This window comes from Roseibium sp. (assembly GCF_039982295.1).
GTDB lineage: Bacteria > Pseudomonadota > Alphaproteobacteria > Rhizobiales > Stappiaceae > Roseibium.
Genome location: NZ_JBDWYP010000049.1, coordinates 36,608 through 52,082, shown reverse-complemented (window position 1 = coordinate 52,082; position 15,475 = coordinate 36,608). Strand labels below are relative to the sequence as shown.

Genomic DNA, 15,475 nt, shown 5'->3' with positions numbered 1-15,475 from the left:
CTTGGGTCTTCGCAACTTCTTTGACCGTATAGAGCCTCACTTCGTCAATGGCGGCAAGTACGAGAAGCTCTTCCCCATCTACGAGATGGTGGAGAGCTTTATCTACACGCCCAAGACGGTGACGACGGTCGCCCCGCATGCTCGTTCCTATGTGGATATGAAGCGGATCATGACCTATGTGGTCATTGCCACGATCCCTTGTATTCTCGTTGGTCTCTACAATGTCGGCTTTCAGGCCAATTTGGCTCTGGAAAATCTCGAGCCCAGTGGCTGGCGCGCTTATGTCATCAGCGCTCTGGGAATAGGGTTTGATCCGACAAATCCTTTCGCCAACTTCTTTCATGGTTTGCTTTATTTCCTGCCGATCTACATCACGACGCTGGTCGTTGGCGGGATCTGGGAAGTGTTGTTTGCCACGGTTCGCGGGCATGAAGTGAACGAGGGCTTCCTCGTTACCTCGATGCTCTACGCCTTGATCATGCCGCCGACAGCGCCGCTCTGGCAGGTTGCCCTCGGCATTTCCTTTGGTGTCGTGATCGGCAAAGAGGTTTTCGGCGGAACGGGGAAAAACTTCCTCAATCCGGCTTTGACCGGCCGAGCCTTCCTGTATTTCGCTTACCCGGCACAAATGTCTGGCGATACAATCTGGACGCCTGTGGACGGCTTTTCCGGTGCGACGGCGCTTTCGGTTGGCTCCACCCAGGGCTATCAGCAGCTGGCTGCCAACGGCATGGACTGGATGAGTTCCTTCATCGGCCTCATTCAGGGTTCCATCGGTGAAACCTCCACATTGGCTTGCTTCATCGGTCTGGCCTTCCTTCTTGTGACCAAGATTGCCAACTGGCGCCTCGTGGTGGGCTGTCTGGGCGGCATGATCGCTTTCTCGCTGCTCTTGAACCTCATCGGTTCGGACACCAATCCGATGTTTGCCATGCCCTGGTACTGGCATTTGGTGATTGGTGGCTATGCGTTTGGCCTTGTGTTCATGGTGACTGAGCCGGTGTCGGCGTCGCATACCAATCTGGGGCGCTACATCTATGGTGCCTTGATCGGGTTCATGGTGGTCATGATCCGTGTGATCAACCCGGCATTTCCTGAAGGCATGATGCTCGCCATTCTGTTCGGCAATGTGTTTGCGCCACTGATCGATTATTTCGTGGTGCAGGCCAACATCAGGCGGAGGGCAAAAGGCAATGTCTGATGAGACCCAAAACAAGGGCCTGATTGCCCGTTTTCTGGCTCTGCCAACCGATTCCGTGCCGAAGACGGTCTTTGTCGCCGTAACGCTTTGCCTTGTCGCCTCGATGGTCGTTTCTGCGGTCGCAGTCGCGCTGCGTCCGGTCCAGGAGATCAACAAGCTCAAGGACAAGCAGATCAACATTCTGCAGGTGGCCGGCGTCTACGACCCGAATGAAGACGTGGTCGAGGCTTTCAAGGCTTTCGAGCCGCATGTGCTTGAACTGTCTACTGGCACGTTCACCGATCAGTTTGATGCAACCACATTCGATGACCGGGCTGCAGCTGCCGATCCGGAGCTGAGTGATGCGCTGCAAAATGATCCGGCGGGCATCGGCCGTCAGAGCCGATTTGTTACCATTTACCTTCTGCGCAAGGACGATGGGTCCCTCGACAAGGTGATCCTGCCAGTCCACGGCTATGGCCTTTGGTCGACCCTCTACGGCTTCATAGCGCTCGAGTCTGACGGTAACGATATCTACGGGTTGCAGTTCTACAGTCACGCGGAGACGCCAGGCCTTGGCGCAGAAGTCGACAATCCGCGCTGGAAGGCGCAGTGGAAAGGCAAGAAGCTCGCCGACGAGGATGGGACATTGCAGATCACGGTTTCCAAAAGTGTGCCGCCTGCAGGATCCGACTATCACGTCGATGCCCTCGCAGGTGCCACGTTGACGTCCGCTGGTGTCGACAATCTGGTTCGTTTCTGGATGGGTGAAGCGGGCTATGGGCCCTTCTTGGAAAAACTCAAGGCGGGAGAAATCTAATGGCTCAAACACGCAGAGACATGCTGATTGACCCACTGGTCGACAACAATCCGATTACGTTGCAGGTGTTGGGCATCTGTTCTGCACTGGCGGTCACCTCCTCACTGAAGGTGGCCTTCGTGATGGCAATCGCGGTGACGTTGGTCACGGCGTTCTCATCGATGTTCATCTCGATGCTGCGTAATCACATTCCAAGTTCGATCCGGATCATTGTCCAGATGGTTATCATCGCCTCGCTTGTGATTCTGGTTGACCAGGTGCTCAAGGCTTATGCCTATGAGATTTCCAAGACGCTTTCCGTCTTTGTCGGTCTTATCATCACCAACTGTATCGTCATGGGACGGGCGGAAGCCTTCGCCATGAAGAACCCGCCGATCGCGAGTTTCGTCGATGGTATCGGCAACGGGCTCGGGTATGGCCTGATCTTGATGCTGGTGGGTGTGATCCGCGAGCTCTTCGGTGCGGGCAGCCTGTTCGGCATTACCGTGCTGCAGACAGTCAATAATGGCGGCTGGTATGTGCCAAACGGCCTGTTGCTGCTGCCACCTTCAGCTTTCTTCGTCATTGGCTTGTTGATCTGGGGCTTCCGGACCTGGAAACCTGGTCAGGTTGAAGAGCGCGAATATAAAATTCAAGTCGTTGGGGCTCATTGATGGAAGGTCTTATTTCCCTAGCTGTCAAAGCGGTCTTCGTTGAGAACCTTGCGCTCTCCTTTTTCCTCGGCATGTGTACTTTCATTGCCGTGTCGAAGAAGATTTCAACGGCCATAGGTCTCGGTATTTCGGTCATGATCGTTCAGGCGATCACCGTTCCGGCCAACAACCTGATCCTGACTTATCTGCTGGCACCGGGCGCGCTCAGCTGGGCGGGCTTTTCCGATGTGGATCTGACCTTCCTTGGGCTGATCTCCTACATCGGCGTTATTGCAGCGCTGGTTCAGATACTGGAGATGGTGCTCGATAAGTACTTTCCGCCACTCTACAACGCACTTGGCGTTTTCCTGCCGCTGATCACGGTGAACTGCGCGATCCTCGGCGGCTCGTTGTTCATGGTTGAACGCGACTATAACTTCCCCGAGAGCCTGACCTACGGTGTCTCCTCTGGATTTGGGTGGGCGCTGGCGATCACCGCGATGGCGGGCGTGCGCGAAAAGCTGAAATATTCCGATATTCCTGATGGTCTTCAGGGACTGGGTATCACCTTCATCACTGCGGGCTTGATGGCTATGGCCTTCATGTCTTTCAGCGGCGTGAAACTCTGAGGGAGATAGATCATGGAAACATTCAGCCTGGGTATCGTTCTTTTTACCCTCATCGTGATCACGCTCGTATCGATCATTCTGGCAGCGCGAGCCAAACTCGTGTCGTCCGGGAATGTGGAGATCACCATCAATGGTGAAAAGACCATTTCGGTCCCTGCCGGAGGCAAGCTTTTGCAGACTCTGGCGGAGCAGAAACTGTTCGTTCCCTCCGCTTGCGGGGGCGGCGGCACCTGTGCTCAGTGCCGGGTGCGAATCCACTCCGGCGGCGGCTCGATCCTGCCTACTGAGGAAAGCCATATCACCAAGCGCGAAGCGTCTTGCGGTGATCGCTTGTCTTGTCAGGTTGCCGTCAAGCAGGACATGGATATTGAAGTTCCGGAAGAGGTGTTCGGTGTCAAAAAGTGGGAGTGTACCGTTCGCTCCAACGAGAACGTTGCCACCTTCATCAAGAACCTGGTTCTGGAGCTTCCCGAAGGCGAGGATGTCAATTTCCGCGCAGGTGGCTATATCCAGATCGAGGCTCCTGCTCACAAGCTGAGCTACAAGGACTTCGCCATCGAGGATGAATATCACGGGGATTGGGACAGGTTTAACTTGTGGCAGTATGAGTCCACGGTGAACGTGCCGATCGAACGTGCTTATTCCATGGCGAACTACCCGGATGAAAAAGGCCTGATCATGCTGAACGTTCGAGTGGCTTCCCCGCCACCGGGCTCTCAGGGTATTCCTCCTGGTCAGATGTCGTCTTACATCTTCAACCTCAAGCCTGGTGACAAGGTCACTATTTCTGGTCCGTTCGGCGAGTTCTTCGCTCGCGACACCCAGAAGGAGATGGTCTTCATCGGTGGCGGTGCGGGTATGGCTCCAATGCGCAGCCACATCTTTGATCAGCTCAAGCGGCTTAAGAACCGCGATCGGAAGATCACCTTCTGGTACGGCGCCCGTTCAAAGCGTGAAATGTTCTTCGTTGAGGATTTTGACGGCTTGGCCAAGGAGTTTGATAACTTCGAATGGCATGTGGCGTTGTCTGATGCTTTGCCGGAGGACGAGTGGGAAGGCTACACAGGCTTCATTCACAATGTGCTCTTTGATGAATATCTGAAGAACCATCCGGCGCCTGAGGACTGCGAGTTCTACATGTGTGGGCCTCCCATCATGAACCAGTCGGTTATCAACATGTTGCTGGAGCTCGGTGTCGACCGGGAGGACATCATGCTGGACGACTTTGGCGGCTAAGACAGCCCTCATATGACAATTTGAAAAGAAGTCAGATCCGAGGTGTGCAAGCGCCTCGGATCTTGTTTGAGCGGGATCTGTTGGCTGTTTTTCACGGACTTTTCCTTCAAGGAAAAGAGGGCTCGACAGGGTAAATAGCGCGTCTCAGACTTGACACTTTCAAGGGGAGCCTTTATCGCGCTTCCATCGTGCGCCTTCGAGTGTCTTGAAGGTGCGGTGATGCCTGTTTGGTCGCCGCTTCAGGGTGGCGCCGCGCATCGCCAGATCGTCATTTACAACAAGTATCCGGAACAGATCGTTCCAGACCGAGGACGAAGCAAACCCATGCAGGTTACCGAAACCCTCTCCGAGGGCCTCAAGCGAGAGCTGAAAATCGAAATTCCGGCCGGTGATCTGGCTTCCAAGCTCGATGCTTATATGGAAGACATGAAGGGCAAGGCGCAGATCAAGGGCTTTCGTCCGGGCAAAGTGCCGGTTGCGCATCTGAAAAAGATGTATGGCCGCCAGGCTATGGCAGAAATCCTGTCCAACACGATTCAGGAAAGCAGCCAGTCGGTGCTTGAGGAGCGCTCTGAGCGCCCGGCGCTGACACCGGCAATTGATCTTCCTGATGAAGAAGCCGAAGCGATTCTGGCCGGTTCCGCCGATCTGTCTTTCGCCATGAAATACGACGTTCTGCCTGAATTTGAGATCGTTGATTTCAAGGGTATTGAAATCGAGCGTCCGGTTGTCGACATCGCCGAAAGCGAAGTTGATGAGCAGATCGCCGAGATCGCCAAGAACAACGCTCCGTTCGACACCAAGGACGGTGCGGCGGAAAATGGTGACCGTGTCACCATGTCCTACCTCGGCAAGATCGATGGCGAGCCTTTTGAAGGTGGTGCCGACGAGAACGGTCAGCTTGTGCTCGGTTCGGGCCAGTTCATCCCGGGCTTCGAAGATCAGTTGATCGGGCTGAAGGCTGGCGACGAGAAGGTTGTCGAAGTCAACTTTCCGGAAGAATACCAGGCTGCGCATTTGGCCGGTAAAGCGGCGACCTTTGATGTTGTGGTCAAGGAAGTTGGCGCGCCGGGCGAAGCGACGATCGATGATGAGTTCGCCAAGAACCTTGGCCTTGAGTCTCTCGACAAGCTCAAGGAAATCGTTCGCGGCCAGATCGAGGGCCAGTTTGGCCAGATGACCCGCCAGCGTGTGAAGCGTCAGCTTCTTGATGCGCTGGACGAGCATTATTCCTTTGATCTGCCTGAAGGTCTGTTGAACTCCGAGTTCGATGCGGTCTGGAATCAGGTCGAAGAGGACATGAAGCGCAACGAAAAGACTTTCGAGGACGAAGGCACGACGGAAGAAGAAGCGAAGGCGGACTACCGCAAGATCGCTGAACGTCGCGTGCGCCTTGGTCTCGTTCTGTCGGAAATCGGCGAAAAGAACGAAATCCAGGTTTCCGACGAGGAAATGCAGCGCGCGCTTTATGACCGCGTTCGCCAGTTCCCCGGTCAGGAACAGCAGGTGTTCGAGTTCTACAAGAACAACCAGCAGGCCCTGGCTTCGCTGCGCGCTCCGATCTACGAAGAGAAAGTCGTCGACTACATGCTCGAGCTCGCCAATGTGACGGACAAGACCGTCACCAAGGAAGAGCTGGAGAAGCTCGTGGCAGAGGATGAGGAAGACGCCTAAGCGTTTTCCCGCTGAAAATCAGCGGATGCGGCCTGGCTTTAACCTTGCCTTCACGCCGCATCTGCGATGACTTTGCGAACAGGGCGACATCCCCTATGTATGGGGTGTCGCTTTTTTCGAGTCAGGCCCCATATTCGTTTCAACGTTGATGTGGCCTATGTCTGACCGTGCTGCTCCGGCGCACGGCCGTCTCAAAGCATATGGATGAGGTATGAAGGATCCTGTCGATATCTACATGAACACACTCGTTCCGATGGTCGTCGAGCAGACGAACCGCGGCGAGCGGGCCTTCGATATCTTCTCGCGTCTCCTCAAGGAGCGGATTATCTTCCTGACCGGGCCGGTGGAAGATCACATGGCTACCCTGATCAGCGCTCAGCTGCTGTTCCTGGAAGCCGAAAATCCGACCAAGGAAATCGCGATCTACATCAATTCGCCTGGTGGTCTCGTGACCTCGGGCCTTGCGATCTATGATACGATGCAGTTCATCCGTCCGGCCGTCTCGACCCTGTGTATCGGTCAGGCTGCGTCGATGGGCTCGCTTCTGCTGGCTGCCGGCGAGAAAGACATGCGTTTTTCCCTGCCAAATGCCCGCGTGATGGTTCACCAGCCGTCCGGTGGTTTTCGCGGGCAGGCAGCCGATATCATGCTGCATGCTCAGGAAATCCTGAAGATGAAGCGTCGCCTCAATGAGATTTACGTCAAGCACACCGGTCAGAGCCTTGATGCTGTTGAAGAGGCGCTTGAGCGCGACAACTTCATGACCTCTGAAAGAGCGCAGGAATTCGGGATCATTGACAATGTGATATCCGATCGTGCGAGCCTGTCGGGCGAGGCTGAGAGCTGACGAAACAATTGTCCACCGGTCGCCAAATGACCGGTGGACCGGCATTCAATGCCCCTAGATATGGTCGTTTTCCGGCTTCGCCTTAAACCTATGTTGATTTTTAAGGGTGAAGCATGGTCACATCAGAGACTTTAGAGAGTAAAGTCGGTCCTAGGCGGCACAATCGAGCCATTTGCCTTAATTTGGCTCGATCTTGACAGATAAGGGGGGACCTCCTCCCAGAGAACGCGGGGTTGAATAAATGACCAAGGCCAGCGGCAGCGACTCCAAGAACACGCTCTACTGCTCCTTCTGCGGTAAGAGCCAGCATGAAGTGCGCAAGCTGATCGCCGGCCCGACTGTTTTCATTTGCGATGAATGTGTCGAGCTGTGCATGGACATCATACGTGAGGAAAACAAGTCCTCGCTGGTGAAGTCCCAAGATGGAATCCCAACACCTCAGGAAATTCGCAACGTTCTGGATGACTACGTCATTGGCCAGGGCAGCGCGAAAAAAGTCCTGTCGGTTGCGGTCCACAATCACTACAAACGCCTGAATCACGCCTCCAAGAGCAACGACGTGGAACTGGCAAAGTCGAACATCCTGCTGGTCGGTCCGACCGGTTGCGGCAAGACTTTGCTGGCGCAGACGCTTGCGCGGATCCTGGACGTGCCGTTTACGATGGCCGATGCCACCACGCTGACCGAAGCCGGTTATGTGGGTGAAGACGTCGAGAACATCATCCTGAAGCTGCTTCAGTCCGCCGACTATAATGTCGAGCGAGCGCAGCGCGGCATTGTCTACATCGATGAGGTGGACAAGATCAGCCGCAAGTCGGACAATCCGTCGATCACACGCGATGTGTCGGGTGAGGGGGTTCAGCAGGCTCTTCTGAAGATCATGGAAGGCACTGTTGCTTCCGTTCCGCCTCAGGGTGGCCGCAAACATCCGCAGCAGGAGTTCCTGCAGGTAGATACGACCAACATCCTGTTTATCTGCGGTGGCGCCTTTGCCGGTCTCGACAAGATCATCTCTGATCGCGGCACCCAGTCGTCGATCGGCTTCAAGGCGCAGGTCCACGCACCGGAAGATCGCAAGATCGGCGAACTGTTCTCGGTGCTTGAGCCTGAAGATCTGCTGAAGTTCGGTCTTATCCCGGAATTCGTTGGCCGTTTGCCGGTCATCGCAACTCTGGAAGATCTGGATGAAGATGCCCTGATCACGATCCTGACCGAACCGAAAAACGCATTGGTCAAACAGTACCAGCGTCTGTTCGAAATGGAGACGGTTGAGCTGACGTTCCACGACGAAGCGTTGCTGGCCATTGCGCGCAAGGCTATCGAGCGCAAAACCGGTGCTCGTGGTCTGCGTTCGATCCTTGAGGTTATTTTGCTCGATACCATGTACGAGCTGCCTGGCCTGAAGGGCGTGAAGGAAGTCGTGATTTCGGCGGAAGTGGTGAAAGGCGAGGCACGCCCGCTTTACATCTACGAGGACCGCGAAGAATCTTCGGCGACAAGCGCCTGACGTGGGTGTCTTGATCCAGTCGGAATGACTAGAAAATGCCGCCTCCTCGGGCGGCATTTTTTGTGAATATGTGCTGGAAAACTGCAGTTTTCCACTGCCGAGAAAGCCTCATGGAAGCTTTGGCGGTCAAGTTCCAGCGCCGCCTTGACACCGAGGGGGCAGGTGTCCACCTAATAGGACAACACTACGGCGAAGCGGTCCGGTTGTATGCCCATCAGGGGTGCGTCGGTCTGGCTCTGGCAGGCACCTCCCGCCTGCTGCCGTTTTTCAGCGCTTTGTACCGCCGATAAAGAACCGGGGGACGGAGTGCGCAGAGAAAGGAATGGAAATGAGCGATACTGAAGTCCGCTCTTTTGAAGAAGACGGAAAAGGCGTCTATCCTGTGCTGCCCTTGCGCGACATTGTCGTGTTCCCACACATGATCGTGCCGCTTTTCGTAGGCCGCGAAAAGTCCATTCGCGCGCTGGAAGAGGTCATGAGCACCGACAAGCACATTCTGCTTGCGACCCAGGTCAATGCAGCCGATGACGATCCTGATCCCGGTCAGATCTATGAAGTCGGCACCCTCGCGACCGTTCTTCAATTGCTCAAGCTGCCCGACAACACGGTCAAGGTCCTGGTCGAGGGCGGTGCGCGTGCTCGTATCGACGGCTATACCGACCGCAGCGACTACTACGAGGCCAGCGCAGAAGTTCTGCCCGAGCGTGATGGCGAGAACATCGAGATCGAGGCATTGGCCCGCTCCGTGATCGCCGAGTTCGAGAACTATGTGAAGCTCAACAAGAAGGTTTCGCCGGAAGTTCTGGGCGCGGTCAACCAGATCGAGGACTATTCCAAGCTTGCCGATACGATTGCGTCGCACCTCGCGATCAAGATCCCGGAAAAGCAGGAAATCCTAGCGATTGTTTCGGTTGCCGAACGTCTCGAGCGCGTTCTTGGCATGATGGAAAGCGAGATTTCCGTTCTGCAGGTCGAAAAACGCATCCGGTCGCGGGTCAAGCGCCAGATGGAGAAGACCCAGCGCGAATATTATCTGAATGAGCAGATGAAGGCCATTCAGAAGGAGCTTGGCGACAGCGAAGACGGCCGCGACGAAATCGCGGAGCTTGAGGAAAAGATCAAGAAGACAAAGCTGTCCAAGGAGGGCCGCGAGCGCGCGGCTGCCGAGATCAAGAAACTCAAGCAGATGAGCCCGATGTCTGCCGAAGCGACGGTTGTTCGCAACTATCTTGATTGGCTGGTCGGTATTCCGTGGGGCAAGAAAAGCAAGGTCAAGCATGACCTGTCTCTTGCTGAAGAGGTGCTCGACACGGATCATTACGGACTTGAAAAGGTCAAGGAACGGATCATCGAGTATCTTGCGGTTCAGAAGCGTGCCAACAAGCTCAAGGGCCCGATTCTGTGCCTGGTCGGTCCTCCCGGCGTCGGCAAGACCTCGCTTGGCAAATCGATTGCGAAGGCGACCGGTCGTGAGTTCATCCGCATGTCACTGGGCGGCGTCCGTGACGAGGCTGAAATCCGTGGTCACAGGAGAACCTATATCGGCTCCATGCCGGGCAAGGTGATCCAGTCGATGAAAAAGGCCAAGAAGTCCAATCCGCTGTTCTTGCTCGACGAGATCGACAAGATGGGCATGGACTTCCGCGGCGATCCGTCTTCGGCCCTTCTCGAGGTGCTTGATCCCGAGCAGAACAGCTCCTTCATGGATCACTACCTGGAGATCGAATACGATCTTTCGGATGTGATGTTTGTGACGACGGCCAATACGCTGAACATTCCTGCGCCCCTGATGGACCGCATGGAAGTGATCCGCATTGCCGGCTACACGGAAGACGAAAAGGTCGAGATCTGCCGCCGCCATCTGATCTTGAAGGCGGAAAAGGATCACGGTCTCCGCGAGGGTGAGTTCTCGATTGAAGATGAGGCCCTGCGCTTCGTAATCCGTCGCTACACCCGCGAAGCCGGGGTGCGTAACCTTGAGCGTGAAATGGCGACTTTGGCCCGTAAAGCGGTCAAGGACATCCTGATGAGCGACAAGGAAACCATCACGGTGACGCCCGAGGTTGTTGAGGAATATCTCGGTGTTCCACGCTACCGCTACGGCGAGATGGAGAGCGAGGATCAGGTCGGTGTTGTCACCGGTCTCGCCTGGACCGAGGTTGGCGGTGAGCTGTTGACCATCGAAGGCGTCATGATGCCGGGTAAAGGCAAGATGACGGTGACGGGCAACCTGCGCGACGTCATGAAGGAATCAATTTCCGCTGCGGCGTCTTACGTCCGTTCGCGGGCTGTCGATTTCGGCATTGAGCCGCCGCTGTTCGACAAGCGAGACATCCACGTGCATGTGCCGGAAGGTGCAACGCCGAAGGATGGTCCTTCCGCCGGTATCGGCATGGCGACCGCCGTGATCTCAACGCTGACTGGTATCCCGGTGCGCCGTGATGTTGCCATGACTGGCGAGATCACATTGCGCGGCCGCATCCTGCCGATCGGCGGATTGAAGGAGAAGCTGCTTGCAGCTCTGCGCGGCGGGATCAAGACGGTGATGATTCCCGAGGACAACGCCAAGGATCTGGCCGATATCCCTGATTCGGTGAAGAACTCGCTTGAGATCATTCCTGTGACGAGCATGGACGAGGTGCTCAAGACAGCACTTGAGCGTGTGCCTGAGCCTATCGAATGGGATGAGGCGAGCGCCGAAGAGGCTGCGAAAGCCGCCCGCAAGGACGGTGATTCGGCTGGCGTTGTTGCGCACTAATAACGCGTTGCGCATCGCATAAATCGGAAAGCCCCGGCCTTGCCGGGGCTTTTCTTATGAATAAGCCCTGAAAATGGCGGTTTTCTGCGAATTAATGGCTTGCGTTTGAAGCGTTTTCGCCCGATTTTCGCGCAACGGCGCTGACGAGAATCGTCGGCCAACCGCCGTTTCTTAGAAAGGTATCTGCTATGAACAAGAACGATCTGATCGCAGCCGTCGCAGAAAAGACCGGCCTCACGAAGGCGCAGGCAGGCGAAGCTGTTGACGCAACTTTTGATGCTGTCACCGAAACTCTGAAGAGCGGTGACGAAGTTCGCATCATCGGTTTTGGCAACTTCACCGTTTCCGCACGTGCTGCTACCGAAGGCCGCAACCCGCGCACCGGTGAAACGATCCAGATCCCGGCGTCCAAGACGCCCAAGTTCAAGGCCGGCAAAGGCCTGAAGGATGCCGTAAACTCCTAATCGGGTTTTCCTGGCGACTTCGCTATCAACCCCGCGCGCCTGACGGTGCGTGGGGTTTTTTGTGTCAGGTGAGGGGGAGGGCTTATCGCTTGTTCTGATTTTTTAAGGTCGAGATCAGGGACAGGATCAACTCCAGAATGCCGAAGGCGAGGATCGCGCCGAAAGCAATGCTGGCATAGGTCTTGGTCGACATGCTGACTGGAATGCTGAAGATGAGAATGACTATGCTGACCAGGGCGATCAGCAGGATTGCGGTGATAATCTTGTCGCGTCTCTTCATCTTGAAAGCTCCAGCAGGCGGCGTTGAGCGGTCCCGGAGGCACCATAGCGCGGTCTGGCGGGCGCGAATGCGATCTACATCAATTCACGGCTGCAAAAGCCTTGGATGGCTTTTATGCGCTATTCGACCGATAGATGGACCTGTTGGGTGCACGCGCCCACCCATGGCATCTGGCAGGCGCGCATTCGCAGGCTGTTTTCCCGACTTGTTGATAACCGATATAGTTGTTCTTGCAATGTGCGCGGAAACTGCATAAAAGCCTCTCATCGAACGCGGACAAGCACTGCGTTGAGGGCGATTAGCTCAGTTGGTAGAGCGCCTCGTTTACACCGAGGATGTCGGGAGTTCGAGTCTCTCATCGCCCACCATTTCTCCTTTCACATTGAAACCAGATACACCAACTGCTACCGGCAGATCCCGTGATATCGTCTGGTGACTATCGCGAATTGCGTCGGGACTGAATGACGTTCTCGAGGAGCCGACGTGCTGTTTCCACACGAACGGCGAGAAGGTCATCGTCTTGCGATGCAGGTGAGGGGCGTGCTCGTCTGGTGTCTCGCTGGTCTCAGATTGCGACTGGGAATAATAGCTGGAACGGTACTCGGTCTCCACGGAGCGGGCGCTAATCTCCTTCACGAGGTGGGGCATGATGAGCGCAAAGAGATCAGGATCGTCCCGACCGACGTGCTGGTTCTCTCCGAGAACGCGTTGATAGTGCTCTTCTACGAGTTCCACGATAGCCCTGAGATCCATTCGCTCTGTTTCCTTCGATTTCTCAATAGACGCTGTCCGGGTGTCTTGAAACGGTCGCTTTTCGGCGCATTCCCGTGCTGACTGCCGACGTTGCGAGTTTTTGACGTCTAGGGCGATGAATTTGGTTCTCAGCTCTAGAGTGTCGTGTGCGATCGTGCGTTGAGGCAGCTCAAACTTTGCTGCATTTCCTCCGGCGATTTGGACGAGGAGCCTCAGGCCCAAGCCCTTGATTTCGCGAGCGGTTGGCTTGGGAGTTTCCACCGGAGTCGGCGACAGCAGGCGAGGGAGGGTAAGTTCCACTGCCGGATGGATCTTTTGATGTCTCTTTACCGGCGGGCCGAGAGAGTTGGATGAAGTGGCGCAAGTTTTCCTTAGCCTCGACGGTGTCGACAATGGGATGCTGGCGGTTCCTGCAGATGCGCACTCCTGCGTGTGCAAGACATGCAAACGGGGCCTGGAAACTCTTCAGGTTTGATTTGGCGAAGGACGCCTGCGGTCACAGGCACGTTCCGGACTGGCGGTCAGGAAGAGCCTGCCCCCAATGTCGCATCCACGACATGGTTGAATTTTGACCTCATGGTCACCTCATTTTTGCACATGGCGGAGACTGTGGGAGTGGATGGTCCCGATGGCATGACGGCGCATATTTATCTTCGCCAGAAACGGCATCGACGCCGGACCTTGAGAAGGCGCTGATTGCGCCAGCCTTTCCGTCTGCGCAGCTTCCGCAGTGGAGGCAACCTTGTCGGTTACCAGGCCGTTTGGCTCACGATTTTTATCCACAAGCGAAAGGGCTTCGGTTTTCGCGGGTTACGCCGGGTTTTGCGGCCTTTCGTAAAATCGACATATTACGCTCGTGGCAGTGCTTGACTTCCATCTTCAGCCGCCGTACATCAGCGCCACTTCGCAACGATATCACATCGCTGCTGCGGAGCGGGTGTAGCTCAGTTGGTTAGAGTGCCGGCCTGTCACGCCGGAGGTCGCGGGTTCGAGTCCCGTCACTCGCGCCACTTCCTTTAAAGACAAGGGAAGCGGCGCAAAGAAAATACCGTTAAGTGTGCGGGTGTAGCTCAGTTGGTTAGAGTGCCGGCCTGTCACGCCGGAGGTCGCGGGTTCGAGTCCCGTCACTCGCGCCACTTACGGTTTCTTTTTCTCCCCTCTGAATTGATTTACGCATGCGGTGACTTTAGTCACTGCGCCGTGATGTTGGCCTGCTTGTGGGTCGCGCTTTTTCACTTTGATGCGCTGGATTTTCTGTCGCGCAAAAGCGTGAAGTCTGAGGCGTAATCGCATAGGCAGATTTGCTCTCGCTACGCGCGGACTGTCTGATGCATTGAGTTCGCTACTCTTTTTGACACTGTGAAATTTCTCATGCTTCTGCGGCGAATTGAAGCTTGCCGGTGACAGGATTGCGATTCTCTTCGCCACATAGAAGAATCGAAGACCTGGCTGCGCGCAGAATCTTTTTGGAGTTTTCAACCGCGACGCAATCGCCGGAAAAGCCCGAATTATGTGGCGTTGGGTCAAATCAGGCGGAAGCGTGACTTTCTCATGACCGGCTATGCACTTGCGTTGATTCAAGTGGTGGGATAAGCGTGCCTTCGCATGTTGGACAATCAAGCGCTGACAGGCCTTGCTCTTTCTGAGTGGTTCATGCTGCTCTAGAATAAGGCCTTGAAGGCTGGGTCTCCTCCCGACCCAACCTCCAAATGCAAGGACGCGAAAGACATGGAAGAACTATTGCGGGAATATGTCCCGATCGTCGTGTTCATCGGCATCGCGCTGGTGATCGGCATTGCGCTGCTTGTGTCGCCGTTTCTCATTGCCTACCAAAATCCGGATCCGGAAAAACTGTCGGCCTATGAGTGCGGGTTCAACGCCTTCGATGATGCACGCATGAAGTTCGACGTGCGATTTTACCTCGTCTCCATTCTGTTCATCATCTTTGATCTGGAAGTTGCTTTTCTATTCCCGTGGGCCGTCAAGTTTGGTGACCTGGGATGGTACGGCTTTTGGTCGATGATGGTCTTCCTGGGCGTGCTGACCATCGGCTTCATCTATGAATGGAAAAAGGGAGCGCTGGAATGGGATTGACCACGACATCCGGTCCGCTCATTGCGGAAAGCCCGAAGAGCGTTATTGATCCCAACACCGGCAAACCTGTCGGTGCGAATGATCCGTTCTTCATGGAAGTCAACGATGAGCTGGCTGACAAGGGCTTTCTCGTCACGTCAACTGACAATCTGATCCAGTGGGCGCGCACCGGTTCGCTCATGTGGATGACCTTTGGTCTTGCTTGCTGCGCTGTCGAGATGATGCAGATGGCGATGCCGCGTTACGATGCCGAGCGCTTTGGATTTGCTCCGCGGGCCTCCCCGCGTCAGTCTGATGTGATGATTGTGGCTGGCACGTTGACCAACAAGATGGCGCCTGCGCTTCGCAAGGTCTACGACCAGATGCCGGAACCGCGCTACGTCATTTCGATGGGGTCGTGTGCCAATGGTGGTGGCTACTATCACTATTCCTATTCGGTCGTGCGTGGATGCGACCGCGTCGTGCCGGTGGATATCTACGTTCCCGGCTGCCCTCCGACCGCGGAGGCACTGCTCTATGGCGTTTTGATGCTTCAGAAGAAGATTCGTCGTACGGGGACCATTGAACGTTAAACGACAGGTTTGAGTAGGGGCGGGTTTCT

Annotated in this window: 13 protein-coding genes and 3 tRNA genes; 15 read left to right on the top strand and 1 reads right to left on the bottom strand. The window is 55.5% G+C overall.

Annotation, left to right across the window (positions count from 1 at the left end; genetic code table 11):
- The first annotated feature begins 1 nt into the window (after position 1).
- The 10 genes from ABJZ52_RS09820 to ABJZ52_RS09775 all read left to right on the top strand — a co-directional run bounded on the left by ABJZ52_RS09820 (position 2) and on the right by ABJZ52_RS09775 (position 11,747).
- Positions 2–1,201 carry an NADH:ubiquinone reductase (Na(+)-transporting) subunit B gene (locus ABJZ52_RS09820; RefSeq protein ID WP_348191203.1) on the top strand — a complete coding sequence of 400 codons (1,200 nt, stop codon included), beginning with the start codon at positions 2–4 and terminating at the stop codon, positions 1,199–1,201.
- Positions 1,194–2,000, top strand: a complete 807-nt coding sequence (locus ABJZ52_RS09815) for a Na(+)-translocating NADH-quinone reductase subunit C (RefSeq protein ID WP_348191206.1) — start codon at positions 1,194–1,196, stop codon at positions 1,998–2,000. The genes ABJZ52_RS09820 and ABJZ52_RS09815 overlap by 8 nt, the downstream gene beginning before the upstream one ends.
- Positions 2,000–2,653, top strand: coding sequence for an NADH:ubiquinone reductase (Na(+)-transporting) subunit D (locus ABJZ52_RS09810; protein WP_348191209.1), 654 nt, complete (start codon positions 2,000–2,002; stop codon positions 2,651–2,653). Before ABJZ52_RS09815 ends, ABJZ52_RS09810 begins: the two co-directional genes overlap by 1 nt.
- The gene (gene nqrE / locus ABJZ52_RS09805; RefSeq protein ID WP_153768897.1) at positions 2,653–3,261 is read left to right on the top strand and encodes an NADH:ubiquinone reductase (Na(+)-transporting) subunit E; all 609 of its coding nucleotides are present in this window, start codon (positions 2,653–2,655) and stop codon (positions 3,259–3,261) included. The genes ABJZ52_RS09810 and nqrE overlap by 1 nt, the downstream gene beginning before the upstream one ends.
- Positions 3,262–3,273: 12 nt before the next feature.
- Complete coding sequence (gene nqrF, locus ABJZ52_RS09800; RefSeq protein ID WP_348191212.1) at positions 3,274–4,497, top strand: NADH:ubiquinone reductase (Na(+)-transporting) subunit F; 1,224 nt, start codon at positions 3,274–3,276, stop codon at positions 4,495–4,497.
- Positions 4,498–4,821: 324 nt separating this feature from the next.
- Positions 4,822–6,171 (top strand): trigger factor, encoded by a 1,350-nt coding sequence (tig, locus tag ABJZ52_RS09795; RefSeq protein WP_348191345.1) that lies wholly within the window; start codon positions 4,822–4,824, stop codon positions 6,169–6,171.
- 211 nt (positions 6,172–6,382) lie between these two features.
- Positions 6,383–7,018, top strand: a complete 636-nt coding sequence (locus ABJZ52_RS09790) for an ATP-dependent Clp protease proteolytic subunit (protein ID WP_348191215.1) — start codon at positions 6,383–6,385, stop codon at positions 7,016–7,018.
- A 241-nt stretch (positions 7,019–7,259) separates the two neighbouring features.
- On the top strand, positions 7,260–8,525 hold the full coding sequence (clpX, locus tag ABJZ52_RS09785) for an ATP-dependent Clp protease ATP-binding subunit ClpX (RefSeq protein WP_348191218.1): 1,266 nt from the start codon (positions 7,260–7,262) through the stop codon (positions 8,523–8,525).
- Between the two features lie 328 nt (positions 8,526–8,853).
- Positions 8,854–11,283: an endopeptidase La gene (gene lon / locus ABJZ52_RS09780; RefSeq protein WP_348191221.1), complete on the top strand. Its 2,430-nt coding sequence runs from the start codon at positions 8,854–8,856 to the stop codon at positions 11,281–11,283.
- A 188-nt stretch (positions 11,284–11,471) separates the two neighbouring features.
- A complete protein-coding gene (locus ABJZ52_RS09775; RefSeq protein WP_152501572.1) occupies positions 11,472–11,747 on the top strand; it encodes an HU family DNA-binding protein in 276 nt (91 codons plus the stop codon).
- A gap of 82 nt (positions 11,748–11,829) precedes the next feature.
- On the opposite strand, the gene ABJZ52_RS09770 is transcribed toward ABJZ52_RS09775, so the two are convergent.
- On the bottom strand, positions 11,830–12,027 hold the full coding sequence (locus ABJZ52_RS09770; RefSeq protein ID WP_348191225.1) for a hypothetical protein: 198 nt from the start codon (positions 12,025–12,027) through the stop codon (positions 11,830–11,832).
- Positions 12,028–12,319: 292 nt separating this feature from the next.
- Between ABJZ52_RS09770 and ABJZ52_RS09765 the strand changes: the two genes are divergently transcribed.
- From ABJZ52_RS09765 to ABJZ52_RS09745, 5 genes are all read left to right on the top strand, one after another.
- Positions 12,320–12,395 (top strand) — tRNA-Val (locus ABJZ52_RS09765).
- A gap of 1,318 nt (positions 12,396–13,713) precedes the next feature.
- A tRNA-Asp gene (locus ABJZ52_RS09760) sits at positions 13,714–13,790 on the top strand.
- A gap of 49 nt (positions 13,791–13,839) precedes the next feature.
- Positions 13,840–13,916: transfer RNA gene (locus ABJZ52_RS09755), tRNA-Asp, on the top strand.
- 592 nt (positions 13,917–14,508) lie between these two features.
- Positions 14,509–14,874, top strand: coding sequence for an NADH-quinone oxidoreductase subunit A (locus tag ABJZ52_RS09750; RefSeq protein ID WP_348191228.1), 366 nt, complete (start codon positions 14,509–14,511; stop codon positions 14,872–14,874).
- Positions 14,865–15,446, top strand: coding sequence for an NADH-quinone oxidoreductase subunit B family protein (locus ABJZ52_RS09745; RefSeq protein WP_348191231.1), 582 nt, complete (start codon positions 14,865–14,867; stop codon positions 15,444–15,446). The genes ABJZ52_RS09750 and ABJZ52_RS09745 overlap by 10 nt, the downstream gene beginning before the upstream one ends.
- Positions 15,447–15,475: the final 29 nt, after the last annotated feature.

Bases quoted from the DNA above. Each gene is read 5' to 3' on its own strand.
- tig (WP_348191345.1), top strand. From the start codon at position 4,822: ATGCAGGTTACCGAAACCCTCTCCGAGGGCCTCAAGCGAGAGCTGAAA.
- nqrF (WP_348191212.1), top strand. From the start codon at position 3,274: ATGGAAACATTCAGCCTGGGTATCGTTCTTTTTACCCTCATCGTGATC.
- lon (WP_348191221.1), top strand. From the start codon at position 8,854: ATGAGCGATACTGAAGTCCGCTCTTTTGAAGAAGACGGAAAAGGCGTC.
- ABJZ52_RS09790 (WP_348191215.1), top strand. From the start codon at position 6,383: ATGAAGGATCCTGTCGATATCTACATGAACACACTCGTTCCGATGGTC.
- clpX (WP_348191218.1), top strand. From the start codon at position 7,260: ATGACCAAGGCCAGCGGCAGCGACTCCAAGAACACGCTCTACTGCTCC.
- ABJZ52_RS09775 (WP_152501572.1), top strand. From the start codon at position 11,472: ATGAACAAGAACGATCTGATCGCAGCCGTCGCAGAAAAGACCGGCCTC.
- ABJZ52_RS09815 (WP_348191206.1), top strand. From the start codon at position 1,194: ATGTCTGATGAGACCCAAAACAAGGGCCTGATTGCCCGTTTTCTGGCT.
- ABJZ52_RS09745 (WP_348191231.1), top strand. From the start codon at position 14,865: ATGGGATTGACCACGACATCCGGTCCGCTCATTGCGGAAAGCCCGAAG.
- nqrE (WP_153768897.1), top strand. From the start codon at position 2,653: ATGGAAGGTCTTATTTCCCTAGCTGTCAAAGCGGTCTTCGTTGAGAAC.
- ABJZ52_RS09770 (WP_348191225.1), bottom strand. From the start codon at position 12,027: ATGAAGAGACGCGACAAGATTATCACCGCAATCCTGCTGATCGCCCTG.
- ABJZ52_RS09750 (WP_348191228.1), top strand. From the start codon at position 14,509: ATGGAAGAACTATTGCGGGAATATGTCCCGATCGTCGTGTTCATCGGC.
- ABJZ52_RS09810 (WP_348191209.1), top strand. From the start codon at position 2,000: ATGGCTCAAACACGCAGAGACATGCTGATTGACCCACTGGTCGACAAC.